Source organism: Aliikangiella aequoris (assembly GCF_053709105.1).
In genome coordinates this window covers 3621120-3647685 of the sequence record NZ_CM132298.1, presented here as the reverse complement: position 1 = coordinate 3647685, position 26566 = coordinate 3621120, and the positions used below count along the sequence as shown (strand labels likewise).

26 protein-coding genes are annotated in these 26566 nt (G+C 39.4%); 16 read left to right on the top strand and 10 right to left on the bottom strand.

The annotated features are described in order from the left end of the window. Positions 1-53 precede the first annotated feature (53 nt). Genes ACUR5C_RS15790 through ACUR5C_RS15780 form a run of 3 tightly spaced genes read left to right on the top strand, consistent with a single transcriptional unit; the run spans position 54 to position 5140 of the window. Positions 54-3689 carry a hypothetical protein gene (locus tag ACUR5C_RS15790; protein WP_454466149.1) on the top strand — a complete coding sequence of 1212 codons (3636 nt, stop codon included), beginning with the start codon at positions 54-56 and terminating at the stop codon, positions 3687-3689. Then, on the top strand, positions 3686-4576 hold the full coding sequence (locus tag ACUR5C_RS15785) for a D-hexose-6-phosphate mutarotase (RefSeq protein ID WP_454466148.1): 891 nt from the start codon (positions 3686-3688) through the stop codon (positions 4574-4576). The genes ACUR5C_RS15790 and ACUR5C_RS15785 overlap by 4 nt, the downstream gene beginning before the upstream one ends. A gap of 39 nt (positions 4577-4615) precedes the next feature. Continuing rightward, the gene (locus ACUR5C_RS15780) at positions 4616-5140 is read left to right on the top strand and encodes a hypothetical protein (RefSeq protein ID WP_454466147.1); all 525 of its coding nucleotides are present in this window, start codon (positions 4616-4618) and stop codon (positions 5138-5140) included. Here ACUR5C_RS15780 and ACUR5C_RS15775 read toward each other — a convergent pair. Continuing rightward, entirely contained in the window at positions 5137-5997 is an 861-nt protein-coding gene (locus tag ACUR5C_RS15775) for a LysR family transcriptional regulator (protein ID WP_454466146.1), read from the bottom strand. The genes ACUR5C_RS15780 and ACUR5C_RS15775 overlap by 4 nt on opposite strands. A gap of 156 nt (positions 5998-6153) precedes the next feature. Next, positions 6154-6381, bottom strand: coding sequence for a hypothetical protein (locus ACUR5C_RS15770; RefSeq protein ID WP_454466145.1), 228 nt, complete (start codon positions 6379-6381; stop codon positions 6154-6156). Between the two features lie 846 nt (positions 6382-7227). On the opposite strand from ACUR5C_RS15770, the gene ACUR5C_RS15765 reads away from it, so the two are divergent. The 4 genes from ACUR5C_RS15765 to maoP all read left to right on the top strand — a co-directional run bounded on the left by ACUR5C_RS15765 (position 7228) and on the right by maoP (position 11452). Beyond that, complete coding sequence (locus ACUR5C_RS15765; protein ID WP_454466144.1) at positions 7228-7476, top strand: hypothetical protein; 249 nt, start codon at positions 7228-7230, stop codon at positions 7474-7476. A gap of 664 nt (positions 7477-8140) precedes the next feature. Beyond that, positions 8141-8974, top strand: a complete 834-nt coding sequence (locus ACUR5C_RS15760) for a hypothetical protein (protein ID WP_454466143.1) — start codon at positions 8141-8143, stop codon at positions 8972-8974. A gap of 1029 nt (positions 8975-10003) precedes the next feature. Further along, on the top strand, positions 10004-10618 hold the full coding sequence (locus ACUR5C_RS15755) for a hypothetical protein (protein ID WP_454466142.1): 615 nt from the start codon (positions 10004-10006) through the stop codon (positions 10616-10618). Positions 10619-11101: 483 nt separating this feature from the next. Beyond that, complete coding sequence (gene maoP / locus ACUR5C_RS15750; protein ID WP_454466141.1) at positions 11102-11452, top strand: DUF413 domain-containing protein; 351 nt, start codon at positions 11102-11104, stop codon at positions 11450-11452. 79 nt (positions 11453-11531) lie between these two features. On the opposite strand, the gene ACUR5C_RS15745 is transcribed toward maoP, so the two are convergent. The 3 genes from ACUR5C_RS15745 to ACUR5C_RS15735 all read right to left on the bottom strand — a co-directional run bounded on the left by ACUR5C_RS15745 (position 11532) and on the right by ACUR5C_RS15735 (position 15068). Beyond that, complete coding sequence (locus ACUR5C_RS15745) at positions 11532-12116, bottom strand: DUF924 family protein (protein WP_454466140.1); 585 nt, start codon at positions 12114-12116, stop codon at positions 11532-11534. Between the two features lie 35 nt (positions 12117-12151). Then, a complete protein-coding gene (locus ACUR5C_RS15740; protein ID WP_454466139.1) occupies positions 12152-12628 on the bottom strand; it encodes a hypothetical protein in 477 nt (158 codons plus the stop codon). 145 nt (positions 12629-12773) lie between these two features. Further along, positions 12774-15068 (bottom strand): efflux RND transporter permease subunit, encoded by a 2295-nt coding sequence (locus tag ACUR5C_RS15735; RefSeq protein WP_454466138.1) that lies wholly within the window; start codon positions 15066-15068, stop codon positions 12774-12776. A 120-nt stretch (positions 15069-15188) separates the two neighbouring features. Between ACUR5C_RS15735 and ACUR5C_RS15730 the strand changes: the two genes are divergently transcribed. From ACUR5C_RS15730 to ACUR5C_RS15715, 4 genes are all read left to right on the top strand, one after another. Beyond that, complete coding sequence (locus tag ACUR5C_RS15730; protein ID WP_454466137.1) at positions 15189-15479, top strand: DUF1244 domain-containing protein; 291 nt, start codon at positions 15189-15191, stop codon at positions 15477-15479. Between the two features lie 10 nt (positions 15480-15489). After that, complete coding sequence (locus ACUR5C_RS15725) at positions 15490-16152, top strand: 2-hydroxychromene-2-carboxylate isomerase (protein WP_454466136.1); 663 nt, start codon at positions 15490-15492, stop codon at positions 16150-16152. Beyond that, entirely contained in the window at positions 16133-16636 is a 504-nt protein-coding gene (locus tag ACUR5C_RS15720) for a hypothetical protein (RefSeq protein ID WP_454466135.1), read from the top strand. Before ACUR5C_RS15725 ends, ACUR5C_RS15720 begins: the two co-directional genes overlap by 20 nt. A 142-nt stretch (positions 16637-16778) precedes the next feature. Continuing rightward, on the top strand, positions 16779-17012 hold the full coding sequence (locus ACUR5C_RS15715) for a hypothetical protein (protein WP_454466134.1): 234 nt from the start codon (positions 16779-16781) through the stop codon (positions 17010-17012). 87 nt (positions 17013-17099) lie between these two features. Here ACUR5C_RS15715 and ompR read toward each other — a convergent pair whose 3' ends face one another. Further along, the gene (ompR, locus tag ACUR5C_RS15710) at positions 17100-17819 is read right to left on the bottom strand and encodes an osmolarity response regulator transcription factor OmpR (protein WP_454466133.1); all 720 of its coding nucleotides are present in this window, start codon (positions 17817-17819) and stop codon (positions 17100-17102) included. Positions 17820-18180: 361 nt separating this feature from the next. Here ompR and ACUR5C_RS15705 point away from each other — a divergent pair, with 361 nt between their 5' ends. Together ACUR5C_RS15705 and ACUR5C_RS15700 are read left to right on the top strand one after the other, a co-directional pair. Beyond that, a complete protein-coding gene (locus tag ACUR5C_RS15705; RefSeq protein ID WP_454466132.1) occupies positions 18181-20493 on the top strand; it encodes a Tex family protein in 2313 nt (770 codons plus the stop codon). Between the two features lie 367 nt (positions 20494-20860). Beyond that, positions 20861-21373 carry a disulfide bond formation protein B gene (locus ACUR5C_RS15700; protein ID WP_454466130.1) on the top strand — a complete coding sequence of 171 codons (513 nt, stop codon included), beginning with the start codon at positions 20861-20863 and terminating at the stop codon, positions 21371-21373. A gap of 46 nt (positions 21374-21419) precedes the next feature. On the opposite strand, the gene ACUR5C_RS15695 is transcribed toward ACUR5C_RS15700, so the two are convergent. After that, a complete protein-coding gene (locus tag ACUR5C_RS15695; protein ID WP_454466129.1) occupies positions 21420-23378 on the bottom strand; it encodes a PAS domain-containing sensor histidine kinase in 1959 nt (652 codons plus the stop codon). A 289-nt stretch (positions 23379-23667) separates the two neighbouring features. Between ACUR5C_RS15695 and rsd the strand changes: the two genes are divergently transcribed. Both rsd and ACUR5C_RS15685 read left to right on the top strand, forming a co-directional pair. After that, positions 23668-24120: a sigma D regulator gene (gene rsd / locus ACUR5C_RS15690; protein ID WP_454466128.1), complete on the top strand. Its 453-nt coding sequence runs from the start codon at positions 23668-23670 to the stop codon at positions 24118-24120. Between the two features lie 76 nt (positions 24121-24196). Next, positions 24197-24493, top strand: a complete 297-nt coding sequence (locus ACUR5C_RS15685) for an antibiotic biosynthesis monooxygenase family protein (protein ID WP_454466127.1) — start codon at positions 24197-24199, stop codon at positions 24491-24493. Positions 24494-24576: 83 nt separating this feature from the next. On the opposite strand, the gene fur is transcribed toward ACUR5C_RS15685, so the two are convergent. Continuing rightward, positions 24577-24981, bottom strand: a complete 405-nt coding sequence (fur, locus tag ACUR5C_RS15680; protein WP_454466126.1) for a ferric iron uptake transcriptional regulator — start codon at positions 24979-24981, stop codon at positions 24577-24579. Positions 24982-25183: 202 nt separating this feature from the next. Between fur and ACUR5C_RS15675 the strand changes: the two genes are divergently transcribed. Then, positions 25184-25543, top strand: a complete 360-nt coding sequence (locus ACUR5C_RS15675; protein ID WP_454466125.1) for an outer membrane protein assembly factor BamE — start codon at positions 25184-25186, stop codon at positions 25541-25543. Positions 25544-25560: 17 nt separating this feature from the next. Here the strand turns inward: ACUR5C_RS15675 and ACUR5C_RS15670 are convergent, their stop codons facing one another. Beyond that, complete coding sequence (locus ACUR5C_RS15670; RefSeq protein WP_454466124.1) at positions 25561-25827, bottom strand: anti-sigma factor family protein; 267 nt, start codon at positions 25825-25827, stop codon at positions 25561-25563. Further along, the gene (locus ACUR5C_RS15665; RefSeq protein ID WP_454466123.1) at positions 25827-26429 is read right to left on the bottom strand and encodes an RNA polymerase sigma factor; all 603 of its coding nucleotides are present in this window, start codon (positions 26427-26429) and stop codon (positions 25827-25829) included. The genes ACUR5C_RS15670 and ACUR5C_RS15665 overlap by 1 nt, the downstream gene beginning before the upstream one ends. Positions 26430-26566 lie beyond the last annotated feature (137 nt).

Here is a 26566-nt window from a genome sequence, read left to right as displayed (position 1 = left end):
TGTTGAAGTGTGAAACACCAAACTAAGTTATACCAATCACAAGAAGGTTTATTATGCGTCAGTTAGTAAAAATTTTGAGTGTGAGCGCGCTCGTATTAATTCCAGCCATTTACTTCGGGTTGCCGGAAAATAACCTACAAAATTGTGGCGCTAATTTTGATGCGACTCATCGGCAACTTATTAATAGCTTGTCTGCTGAAACCAAAACAAGGCTTTTTTCTGAGCGCAGCGTGACCGAAGCAGACATTTGCCAAATGCCATTGGCCAGCCTAGAAAAATCTTTAAATCGTTTAGTCCAACCTAAGCCCGACCACCCTGGTGAAGCATACGCTTTTCGATATATGCAACAGCTGAGCGAAAACAAACAACTCAATGTTAAAAACTGGCAAGCAGCGCGAGATTTTGTAAACCAAGCCAAGCTCCGTCAAGCGAATGGCGCAGGGTTAAACTCAACTTCTTGGGAAAGTATTGGGCCGGGTAATATTGGCGGACGAATTCGTTCACTTGCATTTGACCCAGACAATAGTGATCGAATTTATGTGGGTTCTGTTTCTGGCGGTGTTTGGGTTACCGAGAACGCTGGTGCTAGTTGGCAACCAACCGATGACTTTATGGCCAACTTGTCTGTTTCGACACTAAAGTTTGATCCTAACAATAGTGCTGTGATTTATGCTGGTACAGGTGAAGGCACTTTTAATAGTGATAATGTTCGAGGGCTAGGAATATTTAAATCGGTTGATAAGGGCGTATCGTGGCAAGGCTTAAGTGCGACCCAAAATGTGCGCGACTTTTATTGGGTCAACCGTTTAACTATGTTAAACGACTCATCAAAGGTTATTGCCGCGACTCACACCGGGATTTGGACATCATTAGATGCTGGAGAGTCATGGACCAGGCAACATGTTGGACGCACCAATGATGTTGATGTTCATCCAAGCGATAACAATAAGCTTATCGCCGGTGCTTGGGGAAGTGCTTACTATAGTGTTGACGCTGGCGCTACATGGACCCAATCGACAGGACTTGCTGATTTAGGTTCGGAAAGAATTGAGGTGGCTTATGCTCGCTCAAATCCAGATATTGTTTATGCTTCGGTTGAGCAAAATTCGGGTGAAGTATGGAAAAGTGTCGATGGTGGTCAGTCTTATACGTTGATTAATACGGGCACAAGCTATTTAGGCTCGCAAGGTTGGTATGATAACGCTTTGTGGGTTGATCCCACTAACCCCGATCATATTATCGTTGGCGGTATTGATTTATATCGCTCTGAAGATGGTGGCGCGAATTTAAGTCGAATTAGTATTTGGTGGCAAGCGCCTAACTCCCCCCATGCAGATCATCACTTCATTTTAGAACACCCTGACTACAACGGTGTGGATAACCAGCGGGTTTATTTTGCTAATGACGGTGGGGTTTACTTCGCTGAAGATATTAGCGTGGCAAGTGGTACCAACGGTTGGCAAGAGCTCAACAATGAATTAGCGATTACTCAGTTTTATGGCATGGGCGTCGCACCGGATAATACCGTTGTTGGTGGCACCCAAGACAACGGCACTTTGGTCTATAAAGGAGATAGTGAAGGTTGGACCGACACTTTTGGTGGCGATGGCGGCTTTTCGGCAGCAGATCCTACCGACTCTAATTATTTATACGGTGAGTATGTTTATTTGCAAATTCATCGTAGTACTAACGGTGGCGTATCGTCTAGTTATATTTATGGCAATGGGATGGACTCCGACGGTGCTAATTTTATTGCGCCTTTTATTCTTGATCCAAACGAACCTAACCGAATGCTAGGTGGAGCTCGTCAACTTTGGGTTAGCGACAATGTTAAAGATGCCAGTCCTAACTGGGTAAGCAAAAAATCAGCAATTACAGGAAATTCAGCGATAAGTGCAATTGCCGTGGCTCCGGGTGATAGCAATGTTATTTATGTAGGACATAACGACGGCTCAATTTTTAAAACCACCAATGGACTCGACGCCTCTCCGGTTTGGACCAGTATAGTTACTTCGGTCATGCCAGATCGCTATGTCATGCGAATTGCTATCGATCCGATTAACACAGATACTTTATATGTTTCTTTCAGCGGATATGAAGATAACAACTTATGGAAATCTACCGATGCGGGGGTTACATTTAATCTCTCAGTTGGTACATCGCCAAATCAAATTCCCCCAGCGCCCATAAGAACCATTGCGATACACCCGACTAAAAATAACCAAGTTTATGTAGGAACAGAAGTGGGCATTTTTACTTCTAGTGATGGTGGTGCGAGTTGGGACTTTAACAATAATGGACCAGCTAATGTTTCGGTTGATGAGTTGGTATGGAGTGGAACAGATACGCTTTATGCAGCAACTCATGGTCGCGGTATTTTTAAGGCAGATGTTAACGGAGATGTTCCAAACTCTTTAAATTTTACCACTCAAGTCGACACGGCACGTGACGCAACAATAACCTCGAATACAGAAACCATTACGGGAATAACTCAAGAGGTTGATATTAGTGTGGTGGCTGGTGAGTACTCGTTAGGCTGCGATAATAGTTTTACGAGCGTAGCAGGCAAAGCGAATGAAGGCGATACGGTATGTGTGCGACATACGTCTTCGGCAGATTATTATCAAACAACTCAAACTCAGCTAACCGTTGGCGCATCAACCTTCACTTTTGAAAGCCGTACCGAAGCCGATACGCTGCCTGATGATGTAATATTTACTTCGCTCGACAATGTTGAACTCGATTCGGTGAATACCTCGGAAATAGTGACAATATTAGGTATTACTAACCAGGTAGAAATTAGCATTACTCAAGGCGAATACTCTAAAGGCTGTCAGGAAAATAATTTTACCAATGTTACTGGTAGTATTGCATTAGGGGAAACTGTTTGTGTTAGACAAACTGCTTCGTCAGAGCATAGTACAAGTAAAACCACGACGTTAACTTTAGGTAGTTTAAACGTAAACTTTACTACCACCACCCTACCAGATACTACGCCAGACGAATTTAGCTTTAATGGCCAAACCGATATTGCTATTTCTACATCAATTACGTCTAATAGTATTGTACTAAGTGGCTTTGAAGTCGCCATTCCAGTGAGCGTGACCAATGGCGAATACTCTATAGGTTGTGATCCGAATAGTTTTACTTCACAAGCAGGCGAAGTGTCACCACAAGACACTATCTGTGTAAGGCATACTTCTTCAGATAACTATGTTACTCAAACCACCACAACGCTCGATGTTAATGGAGTTAGTGGCGATTTTGTTAGCACTACGTCACCTGATAGAACGCCAGATGACTTTGCTTTTACCGCAGTTACTGGTGCAGAATTATCGACTCAAATAACCTCTAATAGTGTCACCATTAATGGCGTAGCTGAACCAGTTGCCATAAGTGTGAGTGGCGGAGAGTTTTCAATTGGCTGTGGCGCAACTTTTACCAGTGTTGCCACAAACATTAGCAATGGTCAAAGCGTTTGCTTAAGACACACCAGCGCCGCAACGAATAGTGCTTCAGTTACTACCAGCTTAACGGTAGGAACCGAAACGCGTCAATTCAGTTCAACCACTAAAGCGGCACCACCGAGCTCCTCAGGTGGTGGCGGTGCGTTATCGCTATTGTTTTTATTGGTTTTGGCAGGCTCACTGGGTTATAAAGGTGTAAAGCAGCGAATAATTTTTAAATGAAAAGTATGTTAATACCAGAAAATTTAAAAGAGTTTGTTAACCTAACTAACGAGTTAGATGGCCAGCCTTGCTTGAGAATGTGTACGCCATTAGCTAGCGCCACAATTGTGTTGCAGGGCGCGCAAGTTTTGTCGTTTGCTCCTAAAGGAAAGCAAAATCTTTTATGGTTAAGCGATAAAGCAGTAACTAATGGTAGCCAAGCTATACGCGGTGGCGCGCCTATTTGTTGGCCTTGGTTTGGAGCGCATTCACAAAATCCGCAACTTCCGCAGCATGGGTTTGCACGTATTAGTCAGTTTCAATTAGAGTCGGTGAGTTATCAGCAACAAGCGCTTAAAGTTTCGCTGAGTTTAGTTGATAGCGCAGCGACTAGAGCGTTTTTCGATTATCGGTTTAAGCTAACTGTTGAGATTACCATGACAGATAGTTTAACGATTAGTTTGGTGACTGAAAATAACGATGAAGAAGCTTTTCATATAAGCGAGGCAATTCATTCTTATTTTAATGTTGGTGATATTCATCAAACCGAATTAGTCGGCCTGCAAGGTTTGGCTTATTTTGACCAATTAAGGCAGCTTAATTTACAGGAGCAAGCGCCTTTGCTTAGCTTTGATCAAGAAATTGACCGAATTTATTTATTGCCCCAAGAGCAATTAATAGTTAAAACGCCACTTCACACCATTAGTGTTCATCAGCGTGCGAGCAACGCTTGTGTGGTATGGAACCCTTGGAAAGAAAAAGCGAAACGGATGACTGATTTTGGAGACGCCGAGTATCTAAAAATGCTTTGTGTTGAATCTGCCAATATTAAGCCCCCTATTCTCATTCAGCCTGGCTCTCAGCACCGTTTAACTCAAATGATTGAGTTAAACGAGTTGTCACTTTAAGCCAATGAACTTACACCACTTAATAATAAAAAGGTCTTTATGCGCACTCTAGTCTTGTTAGTTTTGTTATTCACTAGTCTTCCTGGGTTAACGAAAGATGCCAAGCAACAGTTTTTTGCTCACTTGCAAAGCTTGTGTGGAAAAACGCTTCACGGGCATTCAACTTTTCCCGCTGATCCTCAAGATAGTTTTGCAAATAAACTGTTAGTTTTAAATTTTGCTGACTGCAAGGCGAATGTTATTAAAGTGCCTTTTGCGGTTGCTGCTGATACTTCTCGCACTTGGGTCATTCGTTATATTGATAATGAATTGAGTTTAAAGCACGACCATAGGCATGCAGATGGTAGCCCACACGACCTAACAATGTATGGTGGAATAGCGACTTCCGATGGTACTCAGTTTCAGCAAAGCTTTCCTGCAGATAAGGAGACTCGAGCGATGCTTCCAGAAGCAACCACAAACATTTGGCAAATTAGTATTAATCCTGATTCGGGCGAAGTGACTTATTATTTAACCCGCCATGGTAAGCCTCGCTTCAAAGCCGTTTTTAAAGTCGTTGATTAAGCTTTAAAATTATTCTCTATCAACTTTTTAATAAACTCAATTTGCGTATTTTTAGCTTCTTGCTTAGTAATATCTTTGGCATAACAAAGAAAAATATCGCGGTCGATAATTGGCGAGTCTTGAATAATTGATAGACCTTTTTTACGTTTAGCAAGGGACGCTGGTAACAAGGCGACTCCACCAAACTCTAAAGCGTAGTCTATTGCCATTTGCCAATTGGCCGCTTGAAAAATTGGGCTAGAAACATTCGGCAGTAACTGCGCTTGAATTTCTTTAAAAGTAATGCCCAGATCAATGGTGACTAAGTTTTTCTCGTTTATACCATCAAAGCTAAGTGCTGGATCGTTTGAATAAAACGCGAGCTGCATAGTAAAGGCTTTACTGAGTACTAATTCGTCAATTTTGGGTTGGTCATATAAAAAACCAACATCCAGAGTTTTTTCCATTAAGCGGCGTGCAATAATATTGCTATCAATTGATTGAATATCTAATTGCAGCTTTGGAAACTCTCTAAAGAGTCTATTGGGTAAACAAGCAAGTTTTGAACTCCAAATGGAGTCAGGAGCTGCACAAGTTAAGTCTTGAAAGTCCTGTGGGATCCGAATGTCTTGAGTGGTTCTTGCCCAAAGCTCAACCATTTGAGTGGCGTATGGCAAGAGCTTTTCGCCCTGCTTAGTAAGCTGAATGTTGTTTCTAAAGCGTTCAAATAAAGCTAAACCTAAGGTGTCTTCTAATAACTTAACTCGAGCACTTATTGCAGACTGAGTAAGGTATAGGTTTTCCGCTGCTTTGCCAAAATGACGAGTTTTTTCGATTTCTAGAAATGTTCTAAGTAAATTAATATCGATATTTAACACAATAGTTCACGCTGCCGAGAATTTTGTGTTTATTCTACGAAGTCTAAAAGCGTTTAACCAGTGTTAATTGAGAGATGGTTTAAATAACGCTTCTCAAAAAGCGAGAAGCGTCTCCAACAAGGTGCGTGGATTAAAACGAGTGAATAAAGCCTTGGTTTAATCGAGGCTTTCTAATGTTTGATAGCCTTGCTCTGTGAGTTCGTCATTAACACAGCTAAGCAAGTAGTCAGCTAGGTCTTCGTCAGCTACTTGGTCTTCTTGGGCATATTCTTCGCATTGCAACTTAATTTCTTGAATCAATTCTGCAGGCGCTTCAGGCTTTGGATCGTTCGCAAGAGCGCTACAGGATAAGATTAAAGCAGCAATTAAAAGTAGTCGTTTCATTAATTTAACCTCTGTGGAGTTTCGACAGGCGCAAAATAACATCAAATTATTTAACTAGACTAACAAAACCTTTTTATCTTGAAGATGAGTTTAACTGATGGATTTGGTTTGTTGTGGTTTGTTGTGGTTTGTTGAGAATGGTTTGTAGGCGCTAGCTCTAACCGATTTGAGCGTGTTCTTAGCCAAAGATTGCGCCTAAACCAGCTACTATCGATAGACTTCTGTTCATAAGGTGCGATTCTGGCTGGCTTAGGCCGCGTTTTAGGGGACTAATCAAATGGTTTAAAACTGATTCACTGCGCCACATGACCTGTCTTTGGGGAAACGAAGTTAATAAAAATAAATGAAAAATTTCATTCGACGAGTTAGGTTTTCCGCTATGCCTATCCTTTGCCTAATTCCTCACCCAAGAAGAGTGTCTGTATAAGTAGTTGTTGTCAGTGTTTTTTGATTTAATTGTCGTACGTCTCATTAAATACAAAGTTGACATCAAGACTGGCCTAAGTTCAGTATCTAATAATTAAACAGGCTGTAGTCAAACGTTTGTTTGAGCCTTTATAAGATTTATTGTATTCAATCAGCAGTTAACTTTTAATCATAAAACGTAGGTTTTTTGTGAAAAGCTTTTTAATGTGTATTTTATTTTCCTTAATTCTATCAGGATGTGCTTCTTTTAAGAGTCTAATCCCAGTAGGCTACAGTGGAGAAAAAGTTACTATTTCAGATACTTTTTCGAATCATGAGGGTTCTAGCGCACACTTCTATGTTGTGAATAAGGTTAATGGGTAAGATATTGAAGATAGTGGCTATAGAACTAGCGTTATGAACCATGGACGCGGTTTCAATATGACTCCTTTGATGGTCTCCCGAGAAATCGCTGCAATAGAACAAATTATTACGATTGCTGGTTTTGTCCAGTTTGCAACTGATGGTCAAGCTTTGTTTATGGATGATCTATTGGTCTCGGGTAATATAAAATTTTCACCGCAAGCAAATGAGAGTTATAGAGTTAAAGATAAGCTAGATAAAACAGGTTCTAGTGTTTGGATAGAAAACTCTAAAGGCGAAATAGTTGGTAAAGTTATTAAAACTTAAGCTAAAAAAACTAACAAACCACTTAACTCGTTACTGCTAACAGTTTGCTTGCTTCCACTTAGGCTCACATTTTAGTAACCTAATATCGGCCGCTTATTGGCGCGTTAAATTTAAATAGTCGTAATTTGGAATAAGTACTTATTAAAGCCGTTTTGTATAACGAATTGAAACTCACTTAGCCAAAAATTGTTAAGGTAGGTATTCTAAATAGATAAAAATGAATAAGGTATTATTGTTAGCGGTAATTTATATTGGTATTTAAGGCTGAATTTCATTGCAAGCTATAAGTAAGATAATAATTGATTTAACATCAGATAAATCATTCCAAAAGACCTTATCTACCTTAATGGAGTCTGGTACTAAGCAAGAAAAACACAAGCTACTAATTGCACTGCTAAAGATCAATTAGAAGGATTCTTAAGGCATCGGCATCGGCATTGGGCTCAGTGGACTGTTAATGCCACTAAATTAAGCTTGAAGCAAAGAGCAAATACGTAGCAAAGAAACTAACAAGAGTTTGTAGAATATTATTAAAGACATGCTCATATTAATTACTGAAATAGGCATTAAATTTATGAAAAAAATCAGCATCTTACTAGTTATCATCATCATTGCATCTACCGCCTTCTATTGGGAGGTAGATTTTCAATCATCAGATAACTCTGTGCATGTCGATAGTAAGTCGAGTGAGAAATTAGTTAAAGATGTGATTACAAAAAAAACATTAAAGCATAAAAAATTAATAGAAGTCGATTCTTATACTGAAGAGTTAACTGAAATTAAATACTCAGCTCCTGGTCTTGCCGAAAGATTCAATAACAGCTATGACTTGTATAGTCTCGCTTTAGAATTATATGACTTAGCGAACAGTGGTGATATAGAAGCGCAGTATTATTTAGCCTACGCTATAGGTTATTGTAATGATCCTCAAATACCTTACACTCACATTGACTCGACTTTAAGCCGAGAATTACATGAATGGATACGTACTAGGTGCGTCGGATTTATCAATCAAGACATAGAGCATTTAGGCGATCCCAAGGACTGGATTGAGCTTTCTGCAAAAGGAAAGTACCCTCCAGCAATAGTGGGGAACTTATTTAGGTACGAAGAATTAGAACGATCTTCGGCCGTACTTAATGATATACAATTAGCATTAAGTAGTAAAAAAGGCGAAGTAATGATAAATATAGGAGGTTTGGCTAGTCGAGAAACAAGTAGAATAACTCAAGAAGCCTGGTATTTCCTCGCATGTGATTATGGTTGGGATTGTTCTGGACAGTCAAAAGAATTATGGCGACTGCAGGTAGGTGTTGATTGCTCTTTACAAGCTTTGGCAGGTCAAGTGTGCGAATCAGATGTTGATTATATTACATATACTAAATCACAATATACAACTGAAGAAGTTGAACAGATCATGACTAAAGTTGAATTTTTAAGAAATGTTATTGAGTCAGACAGAATTAACGAGTTAACTTTTGAACAGATAGTTGATTAGAGCATGATTATTGTGTTGAAAGAATATTTGACCAGAACCTTCAATAGAAGACGTAAGCTGCGGAGCCTTAATTGAGAAAATCCTTAGGGCTAAGAGTATGAGTTGAATTGCAATTAGCAGCTTGTTGTTTATTTTCACTTTCAGCATATTTGGAAGATGATGGAGTATCTGCAATATTGGGTAGTATCGTTAAAGTCTTGGATTGTGAAAATAAGATTGCCACGGGTGAGCTATTTCACATTGTTTTTGTCAGGCAAATATATAGGCACTACTCAGGTTTAGTATCTAGCAGAGGCAAATGAATTGACTTTCTTTAACTGCTCAATGCAATGCATGGTAGCATTGACTCAGTTAAGTGAGACTGAGCAGTCTGTGATTTTGAATTATTTTGGTATTGTTCATTCAACATGAGTAATCGCTAAAGTGCTTGAGAATTTAAAAAAAACTGAAGTAGACAAAAAAGAAAGGACCCCAGAACTATTTCCAAAACTAGCTCAAGACTAAATTGACGGTAAAGCGAGTTTTATTTAGCTATTTATGGGTATCAGGTTAGATAGGTTTTTACTTTGACTTGCAAGCGCAATCTAATAATTGATTTAGCTTCAGCGATTGAGTATTACCTTAACTCTTAAGATAGCTCAAAATGGCCATGATATTTCATTAGAATAATGTGAATTAAAGAACGGCCAGCTTGCGAACAATGTTACCGGTAATAGCCAATACCTCAACATTGTTTGTCTAAACTGCACAGAACAGCGCTTTGAACTTCTGCTGAGGTAATGTAGTATTAGGTGGCAATAAAAATGGATGTTCTAGTGCTTTTCTAAATAAAATAGATGGACTAGTGTTTAGTTGAAATGAATGATTGCTTAGCTTAGCGGTGAAAATGATAGTGATACAATTATACTAGATGAAACTACTTATCATGATTCGTTACCTATTAATACACGGTTATTGTTTATACACTAGGCTTCTATTTCGCAAGCGATTGAGCGCTATAAAAATTAATCTATGTCTAAGGATTTTTAATTGAAAACTTATTTATTGTGTATCTTGTTTATTGTTATTGTTACTGGCTGTAAAACGAATACTATTACTATGCCTGCAGGAAATGGCAAGATAGAAGTAATTAAAAGAGGAATCGATTTTGAAATATCAGTCGAAGACGGACCATCTTCAAAAATCACAAAGTATTTTCCTAATGGATTTTGTGGTTTAGGGTTCGATACCAAGTTCACAAAAGTAAACTTAGAAAGTGAATGGAACCCTTACTCAAGGATTTCATTTCTAAACTCAGATAGTAGCAAGCGATACGATTTATTATTTTATTATAATCGTTCCACATTAAAGTTAGATTCATTAATTAAGCATAGTGATGATGTTTCCGCGGAACCTCTTGATGTTTCCTTTGACTTGAATGAGAAAATGAAAGTTATGATTTACGTTAATAAAACGAAAGTTGGAATTTCTGTTGAAGTTGCGTGGAGAATCGAGAATATCTATACTTTTGTGCTTCCTGCGGAGAAAACTGTCGAATTTCATTTTTCGGAAGCAGATATTGACTTTATTCCTACTAAAGTTTCATTTTTGGGAGTGTCCTCAAGCTCTTTGATTGAAAACATTATCTTTAGGACTGATTGTTAGTAACACCCTGAATTTGATGTTTGATTGAGTGACGCGTTACATGAGAAATCGCAAATCTAGAATGTGCATCAATTAGTGAAGTTGAAACCATGCAAGAAAAACAAAAAAACACTGGGCAAAAATTGTTGTGTTAACTTTTGGATGCATGGGAAGGTAAAAACTCTCGCAGAGGCGCAGGTGTTTTGCACTTGCGTTTAATGTTAGGTGCGTTGCATCATCGGTGTCTAATATTGCTTTCTTCGAATTAGCGGTCTAGTTAAATACTCTTAAATATAGCCTTATCTCTCAGTAAATACCGTGACACAGGCAACCCTAAAAAAGACCTTTTCAAACGATTAATCTTATTAATCGATACGATAAATTTTATTTGCTTCAAAATATTCTATTAACAGCTAATATTCGCGAAACAGGCAGCCTAATTTAAAATCGAATTAGTGTTGAATCTTTTACTTTGTATATACAACGACTCAAAGAGGAATGAATATGCAAACACGAGAATATTGGTTATCCAAGCGCTTTGCTGATTTTCGACGTTATCCATACGGTTTTTCCCGCTCTGGTGACTTTACTATCAGACAAAGTCAATTGTTAGAGCAAAATGGCGTGTTTATTCAGGCATTATTAAATGGCGAAGTAAGCAATCCAACCAGCGATGATCAGGAATTACTTCAAGCGTTACTTAACTCTCAAAAAGAGTACAGCGAAATTGCCAGTATTTGGATTAAGTATCGTCAAATTAATCATATAAAAATATCTGTCTCAGCGAGCGCTAGAGAGGCGGCATCTGATGAAGATGAAGAACTAGCGGTAGATATTGAAGATTGGGACGATTAAGCGATAGACGCTCCTTTGAGTCATGCTTATAGATACTTAAAGGAGCTTGTTTTATTCTAAATCGTTGGGTTAGCCTCCTTTAAAACGAAGAGCCTGGCGTTTGTAAAAATTCTAATTCTTCTTCACTAGACTCTCGTCCTAAAATCGCATTACGGTGAGGGTATCGTCCAAATTGTTGGATAATTTTATAGTGCTTAAGTTCGTACTCATAGTTATCTTGTAGGCCCGGTTGCGCAAATACCTTTAAAGCCAGTTGGTGTACCGCCTCTGATTCTGAGTGCATTAACGGCATATAGATGAACTTGCGTTGGTTAGTGGGTAGTTGCAGATCATCGCCACAATGAATGGCTTCTTGTGCAAGGGTGACTGCAAGTGAGTCAAATTTAAATGCTTGCGGTTGATCGCGAAACATATTGCGTGAAAACTGATCAAGCAGAATTATTTCTGCTAAGCGCCCTGGCGCTGAATTACGCCACTCAAAAAGTTCGCATCGAGTCGCTTGCCAGTAGGTTGAGAGAAATTTTTCGGTAATTTTTTTATCAAAATCAGGATCTTTTCGAAACCATTGCTTTGGTTCGCTTTGCTCAAACCAAAACTCAAGAACTTGCTTATAACTAATCTTAATGCCTGATTTTGCGGCACTGGTTGAATCTGGTAAAGCCATAAACTAATCCTTCTTAAGTATTACTGGTTGGAACATTATTGGCCAACAGCCAATCCATAACTAAAGCTTCCTATAATTTCATCATTAGAATTTTTAATAAAAGTGTTTTCCCATGTGGTGTTTATAATTTTTCCGTTTGTTGCTTGTATGTGATTTAAGTAGGCGTTAAAGGGTTTGGTTTGGCCGCGAATTACTTGTTCTAAGACTAATCGCATTTCAGTTTTTTGGTTGCTAGGAATAAAGTGGTTAATCCAGCTTTTGCCGATAACTTGTGGAGTGTAACTGTCGATCAGTTTCATTCCTTGCTGATTGATAAAGGCGATTTCTGAGCGTCTATTTAAAATTAACGCAATTCCAGTGACATGATCAAGTTGTGACAATGCTTGGCGAAGTTTTTGATAAGTTGGTTGCGGCTTCTCAATAATATCTGCATAGCTGTCTTCAAGTTTGCTGTGGAGTTGATGAAGGACGTATTCTTGCATTGCTGCGTAATTTTCAAATGGTTGTTGCATAGAACTATCCTAGGTGATGCAGTGTATAACTTGGCTATACAACTTCAAGTGTTTATTGGTGTAAAAAGTACTTAACCAAAGAGAGTAATCATTCCCAACTACTCTGTCAATTAGTCTTAAGTTATAAGCAAACTTTCCGAGTAATTTAGTTTTTAGGCTTTTTCCTATCAAATAATAAAAGCAAAGGAGGCAGCATAAAAAAGTCGACGATTAAAGCAAATATTAAGGTGACCGCCATTAATATTCCAATGGTTGCAGATGTATTCATCGCTGAAAAAGCAAGCACCAAGAAACCGGCAGCAAGTACGGTTGTTGTGGTGACTAAAGCAGCGCCAACGCGCTGAAATGCGAGTTGAACGGATTCTTGGGTCGAGTGGCCGGAGCGCCTTGCGAGAATATATTTATGTAAAAAATGCACTGTGTCATCCACAACGATACCCAAGGTGGCACAAGCAACAATAGAAAGCGAAATATCGACGTAACCAAAGGTTGCCCCCCATAAACCATAGGCCATAGCGGCGGGAATTAAATTAGGTACTAAACTCAGTAAGCCATATTTAAGCGACTTTAATACCAACATTAGTATAATTGAAATACCTATCAGCGCTAACAAAGTTCCTTGCAGCAACCCAACAATATTCCGCTGGGCTATGTGAGCAAACACCACGCCAAGTCCGGTAGCCGGTTGTGCTTTTATTGCCGGTGCATTTTGACTTAGCCAAAGTTGCGCTTGCTGATCGAGGGCGAGCAGTTGATCGGAACCTAAGTTAGTAACCGCCACAGTAAAGCGAGTGGCATTTTTGTGAATTGTGACTTGATTGTTGAGTCCCAAGCCTAATGGCAAGCCCAGTTCATAAAATAATAAATACTGTGCTGCCAGTTGGCTTGATGTAGGAATTTCAAATGCCTCTGGACTTTGGTTGTGCATTACCTGATTTAAATCCTTCATTAACTGGCTAAATGAACTAACGTTGACGACCTTGGGGTTTTGTCTAAACCATGTTTCAAACTGCTCTAATTGGTGTAAATACTCAGGCGCAAAAATCCCCTCTTTTAAGTTTGATTCAAAGGAATACTCAAGCGAGTTAATGCCAGTTAAATAGCCATCAATATCCTTGACAAGCTGCACAATTTCAAAGCTATCATCGAAATACTTGGCCCAATTGTCGGAGAGTTTATTATTATTGATAAAAGTGCATAAAAGTATGGTAAGCAAGCTAGTGGCTATAAGGTAATAATGTCGACCACGGATAATATGCTGCGCCAAATTTGCCATAGTTTGAGACTGTGTCATTGAGCGAGGTTTGCTTTTGGGTAATATTAAAATTAAACAAGGTAAAACAAAAAGGCTCATTAGCAACGCAATTACTACGCCAAAGGCTACCATATTTCCTAGTGCTTGATAGGGTGGTGAAGCGCTTAAATTAAGGCTTAAAAAACCTACAATGGTAGTAAAGCTTGTAATAAGCACTGGCATAAGATTGATTTCTAAACTTTTTAATATTGCTTGTTGCCGAGTTAGTTTAGTTGCTAGCTGCTGCTGATAAGTTACTAAAATATGCACGCTATCAGCCACCATAATAGAAAGTAGAATGCTTGGTGCAAAACCGGCAATTGGGGTCAGTTCTGGCGACACCCAGCCAAAGAACCCGAAGGTCATGACCAAGCAGCTAGAAATTAAAATAAATATAGCACTCGTACTGCTGCTACAGCGAAGAAATAAAAGTAAGCCCACAAAGATCAGGAGATAGCTGATAGGAAGTAACAATTTAATATCGTTTTCTACCGCTTCAGCTAAACTTGCATTAAAAGCCGTTGAGCCGCCATTTCTAATCGTAAACTTGGGATAGACTAGACGAAATTCATCTCTTATCGCACGCATTTGCTCAGTGATTTTAAGTGATGCGTTGGCGTCGCTTTCTGGCAAATTAAGCGTAATTGAGACAACGGCTAACTTTAAATCAGGGGTAATTAAATTGCCTATTAATCGCTTTTGTTTGATAGCAATATTTTTAATTTCATGTACGCTGGTTTGGTTTAACTCTTGCTCATTGTCGATTAATGGAAAACTTTCAATCTCATCATTCAATCCACGTGTTACAGTGAAATTCACGATTGATGTGACCCTATTCGCGTACATTACTTGCCAAGCCGCTTGTGTTAGCTGCTGCATTAACTGTAAGCCTTCTACCGTGAACAAATCACCTTGTTGCACATTGACGACAAAAGTAGCGTTGTTTGACTTGACGTAATTGTCTTCGAATTTTTCAAATGCTTGTAGCTGTGGATTGCTCTTGCTTAAATAAACACGAAAGTCATTACTTATCGTTAAGTTCTGCAAACCAAGCCCGAGTAAAATTAAACTGAGTGTTGCAGTAAAAATAATGTATTTAGGATGTTTTAAAAGACGTTCAAATAATGGCGTGATGAATGAGTGCATAAGCGTTACATTATTTTTAATAGTGTTGTGATACTAACTGAAATAAGGTTTAATTTATATCTTGGTTTTTGAAAGCAGCAAACCGTTGGCAATTTAACTTTTCAATTTTAGGCGAAAGTGATGGATAAACAACAAGCAATTGATGCGGCCGTTTTTAATCGACTGTTGCGTCACTTAGATGATAATAAAGACGTACAAAATATTGATCTAATGATTTTGGCAGATTTTTGTCGAAACTGTTTAGCCAAATGGATGGTGAGTGCCGCTCAGGAAGAAGGCGTCACTATGGATTACGAGCAAGCGCGCGAAAAAGTCTATGGCATGCCCTATGCAGAGTGGAAAGAGAAATTTCAGACGCGCGCAAGCGATGCTCAAATGGCTGCATTTGAAGCTAGAAAAAAACGCCAATAGGAGCTGCCCAATGGCAACTAAACTGACCTGGTATTTTGACTTTATTTCACCGTTTGCTTACTTGCAGCTGAGCCAATTAGAGCGCCTTCCTGCAGACTGTGAACTTACATTAAAGCCTGTCTTATTAGCAGGATTGCTCAACCATTGGCAAAATACTGGGCCGGCTGAAGTGGCGCCTAAACGACTTTTTACATACCAACACTGTATTTGGATGGCAGCTAAAATGGGGGTTGATTATAAAATGCCACCAAGCCATCCATTTAATTCGCTGCTACCCTTAAGAATTGCCGTTGCTAATCAGGCGAGTCTAGCGGTTGTAAAAACTATATTTGAAGCGATTTGGAAGTACGGCTATGCACCGCAAAGCGAGTCGTTTATAAACTCTGTTGAAACAGCATTAAATATTCAAGATATTACCACGCAGGCAAATCAAAGCTGGGTAAAAGATGCCCTGAAAGAAAATACTCAACAGGCTATTCAAAATGAGGTGTTTGGCGTTCCAACGTTTAATGTTAACAATAAAAATATCCCGGAAACTGCAAATTTAACTAATTTTTGGGGAGTTGATGCCTTTGATATGTTGTTAGATTTTTTGAATTCACCGAGTAAGGTAGTCACTCCAGAGTTGTTACGCGCAAACCAGTTGCCCATTGGTGCACAGCGCAAGAAATAAATCGCAATCTAACTATAACGATATTGAGGTCATTATGCCGCAACAGGATTTGTCTAAATCAACTGATAATTTTCAAAATACACAACAGCTCATTCATGAGCAGGTTGTTCCACAGCGCGCATTACCCAATTTGCAAGCGCCTCAACAAGCAGTTAGTCCGGCGCAGGCTAATGAGTATCAATCGGCTGGGGTATTAATGCGCCGTTTAGCCGATACCATGACTCAATGGAGAAAGCAGTTGCCTGCGGATGAAGAGCCAGCGATTTTGGCTGTTTTATATGGTGGAATACAAATCACGGTAGAAAGGCTCGCGCAAGAGAGCTTTCACGGGATCCGCATTGAAGGTCAAATGAACGGAAGCCCCTGCATGCTATTAGCACATCAGTCGACTGTTCAACTGCTTTGTTTTGTAAAAAAAGTAGAACCTAAACAAGTGAAACGACGCATCGGGTTTATTATTGATGGTGAAGAGGAAGAAGTTTAAAAACTAAATAGTTTATTAATATTCACTGTTATAAGAAGTCTTTTATCTGCCTAGCAATATTAGTTTTCTCGACTATACTCAGAGCAAATAAGGTTGTTTTTGCAATTTTCAAAAGCAGTATTTGCGAAATATAGAGGTGAGTATGGCTGAGGTAAAGCAGTGCTACGGTCCGCGTCAATTGATAAGGTCATGTCATGAATGTGGACATCAATTTATTATTGGCCAAACCGCATGTCAGTATTGCCACCCAGAACTTCAGTCATATGAGTATGTAACCCAAACCGCTAAAAAGCCTACAGGCAAAATTTTGGTTGCCAGAATGGTGGTGTTTATTAGTATATTTAGTGGCTTAGCTTTGTTTTTATGGGGAAGTTAGAGCGCTCAAATACTAGAGCTAATGCTAGAGCGCTCTCAATCTCAATTTTACGGTGTAATTTTTTAAATTTTTATTGGTTAACTCTACCTATTGTTCACTATCGGGAACAAATACATAGCCAATTCCCCAAACGGTTTGTAAATAGCGTGGTTTAGCCGGATCTTCTTCAATCATTCTTCTTAGTCGAGAAACTTGCACATCTATACTGCGTTCTAGGGCACTATAGTCTCGGCCGCGCGCTAAGTTCATTAGTTTGTCTCTTGAAAGTGGCTGTCTTGGATTAGTAACTAAAGATTTTAAAACCGCGAACTCGCCACTGGTTAAGGTTAATTGCTTGCCGTTTTGAGTCATTTCTCGGGTTGCTAAGTTTAGTTTAAATTCACCAAACTCAATAATTTTCTCTTCACCGCTAGGTGCGCCAGGCAGCTCGGTAGTATTTCGGCGTAATACCGCTTTGACACGAGCGAGCAGTTCTCTAGGGTTAAATGGCTTTGCGAGGTAATCATCTGCGCCGAGTTCAAGACCAATAATACGATCAACATCATCTCCTTTGGCGGTTAACATGATGATAGGTATTGGGTTGTCATTGCCGCGCAAGCGTTTGCAAATAGATAGCCCATCTTCACCAGGAAGCATTAAATCGAGCACCATCAAATGGTAGTTTTCACGCTCTAAAAAGCGATCCATTTGCTCTGCGTCTGCTGCAGCCTTAACGATATATCCTTGTTCTTTAAAATAACGCTCTAATAAACTACGTAAACGCAGGTCGTCATCGACAACCAATATTTTTTGCGTTTCTTCACTCATTTTCCCCTCCAGGTATCGCTTGTCTGCCTAATGCTTCGGTGTAAATTTAGGTTAGCTTGATGCTTTGGGTTATTTTTAACTATTAACGTATTGAAAGGCAAAGCTTTTTACTCACTAATTGTTACAGAGTATAACTTTTGCTTAAAAGTTTAAAGCTGCAATAGCTCATATTTAAGTGACTTGATGCAGAATAAACTCGAATAACTACTGAATTTCCCGTTGATTTGTTTATAATCGCCCTTCTATTTTAATGAAGGCCGCAATAAGGGCTTCTAGTCTAATTAACAATCAAAAAATGATTACACGGTTGTTGGTTGAATATTAAGAAGTATCAAATTCAAAAGGTGAGTCTGGATTCCATATGCTAAATATCGCTCAAAAAATCGCTCAAGAATTAAATGTAAAGCAAACCCAAGTTGAGGCTGCCATTCAATTGATGGATGAAGGCTCCAGTGTTCCTTTTATATCTCGATATAGAAAGGAAGCGACTGGTGGGTTAGATGATTCACAATTGCGTGATTTAGAAGAGCGGTTAGGCTATTTGAGAGAACTTGATGATCGCCGCCAAGTTATTTTAAAGAGCATTGAAGAGCAAGATAAGTTAACTGCCGAATTAAAGGTGAGTATTTTAGAGGCGGAAACTAAGAGCCATTTAGAAGATCTTTATTTACCATACAAGCCTAAGCGCCGTACCAAAGCACAAATTGCGCGCGAAGCAGGCTTACAACCACTCGCCGACTTGCTTATAAATGATCCCAATCAAGATCCAGAAACAAGTGCACAAGCTTACATAGATGCAGATAAAGGGGTGGCTGACAGCAAAGCAGCGTTAGATGGTGCTAAGCAAATATTAATGGAGAATTTCGCCGAAAATGCCGCATTATTAGCCGAAATCCGTCAATATTTGCAAGCCAATGCATTCGTTAGAGCAACCGTTATTGCCGGTAAAGAAGATGAAGGTCACAAGTTTAGAGATTACTTTGAATACTCAGAAAAACTCGACAAGATCCCGTCGCACCGTGCGCTAGCTCTTTTCCGAGGCAGAAATGAAGGCATTTTAACTTTGGAGCTAGTTGTCGATGAAGCGCTTCTAAAAGATGCAAAAGCCAGCAATCATGCCCAATACTTAATTGCTAAGCATGCTCAAATTAAAGCCGAAGGTCGCGCCGCAGATACATGGTTACAAACGGTGGTGTTATGGACGTGGCGAGTTAAATTGCACAATTTCTTTGAGACGGAGCTACTTGGTAAGTTAAGAGAAAGCGCAGAAGCCAGCGCAATTGGTGTATTTGCGAGTAATTTACGTGATTTGTTAATGGCGGCTCCAGCCGGAAAGTACGCCACAATGGGACTTGATCCAGGTTTAAGAACCGGAGTTAAAGCTGTAGTGGTGGACGACACTGGAAAGCTGCTAACTCAATCTACAATATTCCCCCATGCCCCACAAAACCAATGGGACCAATCTGTTGCGAAACTAGCAACTATGTGTGAACTGCACAAAGTAAAATTAGTGAGTATTGGCAACGGCACGGCCTCTCGGGAAACCGATAAGCTGGTTGCTGAAGTGATGAAAAAACATCCTAAGCTTGGACTGCAAAAGATTGTTGTAAACGAAGCCGGCGCGTCGGTTTATTCAGCCTCTAAGTTAGCCTCGGAAGAGTTTCCAGATCTTGATGTAAGCTATCGAGGATCGGTTTCTATTGCTCGCCGTCTTCAAGATCCACTCGCCGAGTTAGTTAAAATTGAACCCAAAGCAATTGGTGTAGGACAGTACCAGCACGATGTAAGCCAAAGTCAGCTAAGCAAATCGCTGGCAAGCGTGGTTGAAGATTGTGTAAATAAAGTCGGTGTCGATCTCAACACGGCGTCGGCACCTTTGCTGACCTATGTTTCTGGACTAAACAAGACGTTAGCGCAAAATATTATCCGCTATAGAGAACAACATGGTCGATTTAGTAATCGCTCAGAGATTACCAAGGTTGAGCGTTTAGGGCCAAAAGCCTTTGAACAAGCCGCAGGCTTTTTACGAATTACCGATGGAGATACCCCGCTTGATCGCTCAGGTGTTCACCCTGAAACCTACCCTATTGTAGAAAAAATGCTGAGTCAGTTAGGTGTTTCTATTGATAATTTAATGGGCAATAAAGATCTATTAAGAAATGTGGTAGCTGCAGATTATGTTGAAGATAAGTTTGGGTTACCAACTATCACTGATATTTTAAGTGAGTTAGACAAGCCTGGTAGAGATCCGCGGGGAGACTTTAAAGCGGCTAAATTTAAAGAAGGTGTTGAAAAAATTGCCGATCTGGCACCAGGCATGGCGCTAGAAGGTAGCGTTACGAATGTCACCGATTTTGGTGCGTTTGTTGATATTGGGGTTCACCAAGACGGCTTAGTACATATTTCGGTTATGAGTGACCGCTTTATATCTAACCCGAGAGAAGTGGTTAAGACAGGCGATATTGTTAAAGTTCATGTGATCGAAGTAGATGCAAAACGAAAGCGAATTAGCTTATCAATGGTCGGACCAAAGCCAGAAAGTCAACAAGGTGAATCACCTAAAAGAAATCATTCTACCCGAGCTAATCAGACTAAAAGGCACCAAGCTGCCGCAAAACCAACCAACTCTGCGTTTGGAATGGCTTTGGCCGATGCCCTAAAAACTAAAAAATAGCTACTAAAAATTCAGTTTTGAGATATTTGGTTGCGTTAGAGTGTAAATATATGTTGCAAGCAACATATCAGTTTGTTATAAATACTCAACGCTAGCGAATACAAGAAGCTCACAAAAGTGAGACCTGCAGACTGGAAACTTTATAAGCCTCATATTTGAGGCTTTTTTATTGCCCTTAGTTTTTATCAAATATTCTTATACTTCAATTATTGTTGTGATTGAAACAATAGCTTGCCACGCCACTCATTATGCCTATGGCAATACTCTGCCAATTAGTTTCGTCTTATCGAATAAAACCGATGATGGCTTTTTAACTGAATTATTTTCTGATAGTCTCTTGGCACATTTGATTTTTTAGAGCTAAAGCATGTTTGAGACCCGTGGTTTTAACCTTTTTATGGCATTTGTTTGTTATCAACTTTTAGTGACCGCCTATTATTTTCAATATGTTGAAGGTATGGACCCTTGTCCTTTATGCATTTTTCAACGCATAGGCGTGTTAATGGTCGGGGTTTGGTTTTTAATCAAAGGATTGCATCAACCTAAATTGGGAAGTGGCTGGAATTTATTTTACGGCATTATGGGCTTACTGAGCGCAATATGTGGTGGTATCGTTTCAGCTAAACATGTCTACTTGCAAAGCTTACCTGAAGGCGAAGTGCCCGCTTGTGGACCCGCTTTAGACTATTTAGTCGATATGCTGCCTATAAGTGAAGTGATTAGTACGGTTTTGGCCGGTGATGGTGAATGCGCTAAAGTGAGCTGGAGTCTATTAGGGCTTTCCATGCCAGCTTGGGTATTAGTATTCTTTGTTGCGGTTGCTGGTTTAATGAGCTTAAGCATTTGGCGTTATTTAAAACCACAGCGTCGCCTGTTTTAAGTTAATTTTGCATTAAATAATCGTCTAAAGTGACTAGCACTGCTCGCTAAAGGGGCAGTTCTATTTGCTCATCATGTGGGTCGTCATCCAATTTTTCGCTGCTTGATATAGGCAAAAATAGACTAAATCGACACCCTTTGCCGAGCTGCGATTCAACCGTAAGCTTACCGCCGAGTTGCTCACAAATAATAAAATAAGAAACCGATAACCCAAGTCCCGTTCCAACTTTTTCGGCTTTGGTTGTGAAAAATGGCTCAAACACACGCTTGCGAGTGTCTTCACTCATTCCAGGTCCGTTATCAATTATTTCAACACAGGCCATGTTTCCGTCTTTGCGAACAATTAATTCAATCATAGGAATAAATTGTTCATCTTCTATGGTGGCTAATGCTTGCGCAGCGTTAATTAATAAGTTTAAAAAAACTTGTTCAAGCTGATTTTTTTGAGCGATTACCGAGACTTTATCGAGAGTGTAGTTTTTACGTATTTCAATTTTACGAAAATCAAATTGTTTAAGTTGGTTATAATCTTTTGCCGATAGCCTAACCGCTGCATCGAGAGTGTCTGCAATATTTATAGGGCTTGATTTATGATTTGCGGGTTTAGCAAAGCTTAACATATCGCCAACAATGCGAGCGGCACGCTCGCCCGACTTTAAAATACCTTCTAAAAAATCGCCTATTCGTTGCTGGCTTAAATAAGCTTGCAAGGCTTCTAAGTCAATATTGTTGTTTTTAGCCACCTGCTGATTACGCGGTAAGTCTCTTGAAAGCCGGCGTTTAATATTTTGAGTGCTTTGGATAATCGCGCCAAGTGGATTATTAATTTCATGCGCCATACCTGCCGCAAGACCGCCAAGTGAGAGCATTTTTTCTGTTTGAACTAAAGTTTCGTCAATTTTGGTGCGCTCGGTTATATCGTCTATTCGAATAACTTCGCCTTGCTCTTCTTCTCTTAGGGTAAAAATAGGGTAAATCATTACTTCTAATGTTCGTTGCTCATGATTGATTTGAGTTTTAAATTGAAACCAAACATTGTTTGTGATGAGATCTTTGTTTTTTAAATGCTGAGAAATTTGTAAATTAAGTTCCGGGAAAAGGTTTGATAGCTTTTCGCCAATGGCCATTTTAGCAGGCACATTGGTCATTTTTTCAGCTTCAATGTTCCACTGCATAACACGGTATTTGTCATCAACGGCAATAATACCCGAGGGCATTGAGTCAATAAGCTTCTCTAAGTAATTTTGAATCGAGTTAGCATATCGCTCGGCCATGGCTCGGCTACGCTTTTGCTTTTGAATTTCACTAGAGTGTTGGGCAATTTTTAACTCTAGCATATTACGAGTCTTTTCTAAGGCTTCGCGAGACTCGTCGATTTCCTTTTCTATTTCTAAACGATGTGAAATATCTGACACAAATTCGATGTAGTGAGGCTTCTCTAGCCAGCTTGCGGTGCGAGCTCGGCATTCGACCGGGATAATTTTTCCGTTTTTAGCGCGATAGCTGGTTTGGTAAGTCACAGACTTTCCCCTGTGCATTAAATCCACTAACTGTGGATGACGATGTAAATAGCATTCAATATCAATATCAAATGTTGATAGTTGCTTAGCTTCTTTTTTAGAGTAACCTAAGGCGTCTAGCGCTTTCTGGTTGGCCTCTACGATTTGGCCATCGAACGAAACTAGAAATATCATATCGACCGCTTGGTCGATTAATAGCCGAAAATCTTGTTTAGTTTCATCCCAGCGCTGGGCCTGTCTAGACTCCCAGCTGAGTAAGTAAAATGCGGGGTATGCAACTATCGCTAGCGTTAAACAAGCAACACCTAGCTCTAGGGCAGCCTCTCTCCAGTTATATTCGCCGTTGATCCAATAGTTAATACTTAAAGCACTAACGACTGGAAGGAGTGCAGTTATTACGATTAAGGAGGCAGTGAACCCGCGAATAGTCCAATAGCGAGCAAAGTGGCTTCTATTTTTTATCGTGTTATTTTTATTTGAATCCATGATTAATAGCCTAGTTTATTAGGACATCGCAATGTTGAATCTTTTTTTTATCAGCGTGTTACTGTTGCCTTAAACTTAAGCCATCAAGCTAAAGTAGTTTTAACATTGTGTTTAGCGAGTACTCTATATTCAAATATAGGTGGTTTTATTTTTGAATACAATCTTGGTTTGGTCTAACCCTTGGATTAAAGCGTGACTAAATTACAATCTTTGAAAAAAATTTTGAACTCGGCAGTTAATATGGTAAAAACATAGAGTGTCTTTCGTCAATAAAAGGAGCCTGGCAAACATGTCAGAATTAATAGCAGAAAAAACGAATGACGATTTCTGTAAGACTAGTGCTGTAAGCAATTGGTTAGCTGAGAGAAGCGAAATGCTTATTCAGTATTTTAGGTTGTCTGGTGCAAGAGACAGTCTAGAATTGCCAGAATCTGAACAAATTACTCAGTTTTGTGACTTACTCATCGATTATGTATCGGCTGGTCATTTTGAAGTTTATCAGCAAATAGTTAATGCCTGTGAGGTTAATGGTACCGACAGCATTCAATTGCTAAGCAAGCTTTATCCTGAAATTTCTGAAACTACCGATGAAGTGGTTAGCTTTAATGATAAATATGCGAAGTTTTCCGCAGATGCTAACTTAAGCGAGCTGGATAAAGACTTATCTAAGCTTGGCGAAGCTATCGCCAAACGCATCGAACTAGAAGATAATTTAATTGATACCTTACGCACCAAGCATTAGACTGCAAGGCAATTAATAACCAGTTTGTTGGCTTACCCTGTTTTGCCATTTAATATTTTATAAGGAATACTGTTGCATGATTAGAGTAATCATTGAGCGTCAAATTAAAGACGGCTGCTTTCAAGATTATCTTGATATGATTAGACGAGCACGAAAAGAAGCAACGGCGATTGACGGATTTATTGCAGGCGAGCTGCTGCAAGAAAAGTCGAACAAGAGCCATGCTTATATTATTTCTAGTTGGGAGAACTATAGTGCTTGGGAAGCTTGGGTTAATTCTGAAGAGCGCAGCAAAGTTCTTGCGGATATGCGCCCTATGCTAGCTGCCGATGAGCGAGTCATTGTGTTAGAAAGCAGTCAATTACTACAGTAATAAAGTAAAGCTGGCGCACTATTCGCCGGGTTAAAAATACTTAAAAAAGCGAGTGAAGTTTTCTAGTTTCACTCGCTTTTTTATTAATTACTCTTTTTCTTCACATACAGCACTAAACTATGATCAATAAGTTCATAGCCGTGTTTTTCGGCAATTTCGTGTTGTAGCTCTTCTATTGCTTTGCTAACAAATTCAATGACTTTTCCGCTGTCTACGCACACCATATGATCATGATGCTCATCTCCGCTTAGCTCAAACACTGCGTGCCCATCTTCAAAGTTATGTCTTGCCACTAAGCCTGCCGACTCAAACTGAGTGAGTACGCGGTAAACCGTTGCTAAGCCAACATCTTCACCATTTTCTAAAAGTAGCTTATAAACATCTTCTGCACTAAGGTGTTTTTGGTCGGCATTTTCAAGTAAGTTTAAAATTTTTAAACGCGGTAAGGTAACTTTTAAGCCTGCATCTTTTAATTGTTGGTTGTTCAAATTTGGCTCCCTAGTGAATGACTCAATATTTTTTTGAGTTTTAATGGAATTAAATGACTTTAAAATGGACTATAAAACACATTATATTCTTTTTTTAAGGCATTTTGCACAAATTCATATAGAATACGCCCTAGTTTGGCATTTCTTACTGAATTGCTCGAGTGTAATAGATGCTCATTCTCTTGTTTAAACAGGATTTTATATGCTTAAAAAATTATCATTGTTGTTAGTACTTCTGCTTACAGCTTGCGTATACCGGTTAGATGTTCAGCAAGGTAATATTCTTGCGCAAAAAGATATTGATAAACTGCGCCCTGGTCTAACTAAAAACCAAGTCGTTTTTGTTTTAGGCTCGCCTGTCCTTCAAGATACCTTTGCCGATAATAAATGGGTGTATTTGTATACCTATAATAATGCTCGCCTGAATCAATTAACCAAGAAAAAGCTAGAGTTGGATTTTGTCGACGATAAATTGGTTGCCGTTAAAGGGGATTATGATCTGCCGGCTAGCTTTCAGCAAGCTAGCGAAGAAGCGGAAACCGGTTCAAATAACAACCAATAAAAATATTGGCGTTAAGTTTAGTCACCGGTTTTTGGCGTTTGCTTAAAGGCTGGTGATTGACGCTTGTACAAATTAAGCATGGTTAGTTTTAAGTGGCTATCGGGCACTTTATGCTGATTAACTAGCCGGATAGATTGCGCTGAAATGTTGATTTGTTTCTGATAGCGGCGGCATAAACGGCACATGATTAAGTGAAGCTTTAACTTCATTCGCTTTAAGCCTGTAATAGGCGTATCAATGTTATGTGAAAGTTGCTCAGCCACTTGCTTACATGTTGGCATCATTAGCACTCTCCTGTTTCTTGAAAATGACTGATTACTTGTAATACCTTATCTCTGCCACGGTGCAATAAGACCCGTAAATTAGACGGGCTTACGTCTAAAATGTTACAAATTTCGTCCATTGATAGCCCGCTCGCGTCTCTTAAGCGTAACGCTGCTTTTTGGTTTTCTGGAAGTTGGCTTAGGCTTTTAGTGATGCAATTCTTTAATTCTTGGCTAGCTAAAATAGCTTCAGGGGAGTCGCCGTCCCACTGTGCACTAGGATTTGCCCAATGTGCGTTGCTATCAAAGCGCTGATCGCTGTTCCAGTTATCTTGCATTGATTCAAGCGAAACTGAACGTTTTTCTTTGCGTAATCTTGTTTTTGCTTCATTTGCGACAATTCGCAGTAACCAGCTTTTAAGTGAAGAGCGACCTTCAAATTTAGGTAGTGCTTTTAAAGCCGACATCCAAGCTTCTTGGATTACTTCGTCTGCAATACTACTTCCAGTTATTGACTGTGCAATTGAATACATAAGCGGGTAGTAACTTGCAAAAAGAGACTCAAAGACTTTCTCGTTGCCAGCAAGTAACTGTTTGACTATTTCTTGATCGCTTTGTTGCACTCACTTGCTCCGCTTTTTTATTAGTCTGGCAGAATTCTATTTCTTCGAAATTGTTTGGAAAGGCTTTAAAATGACAATGTGTAGCAAGCTACACATTGTCATTAAGCAATTGAATTAATTTACTTAATTTAATTGCA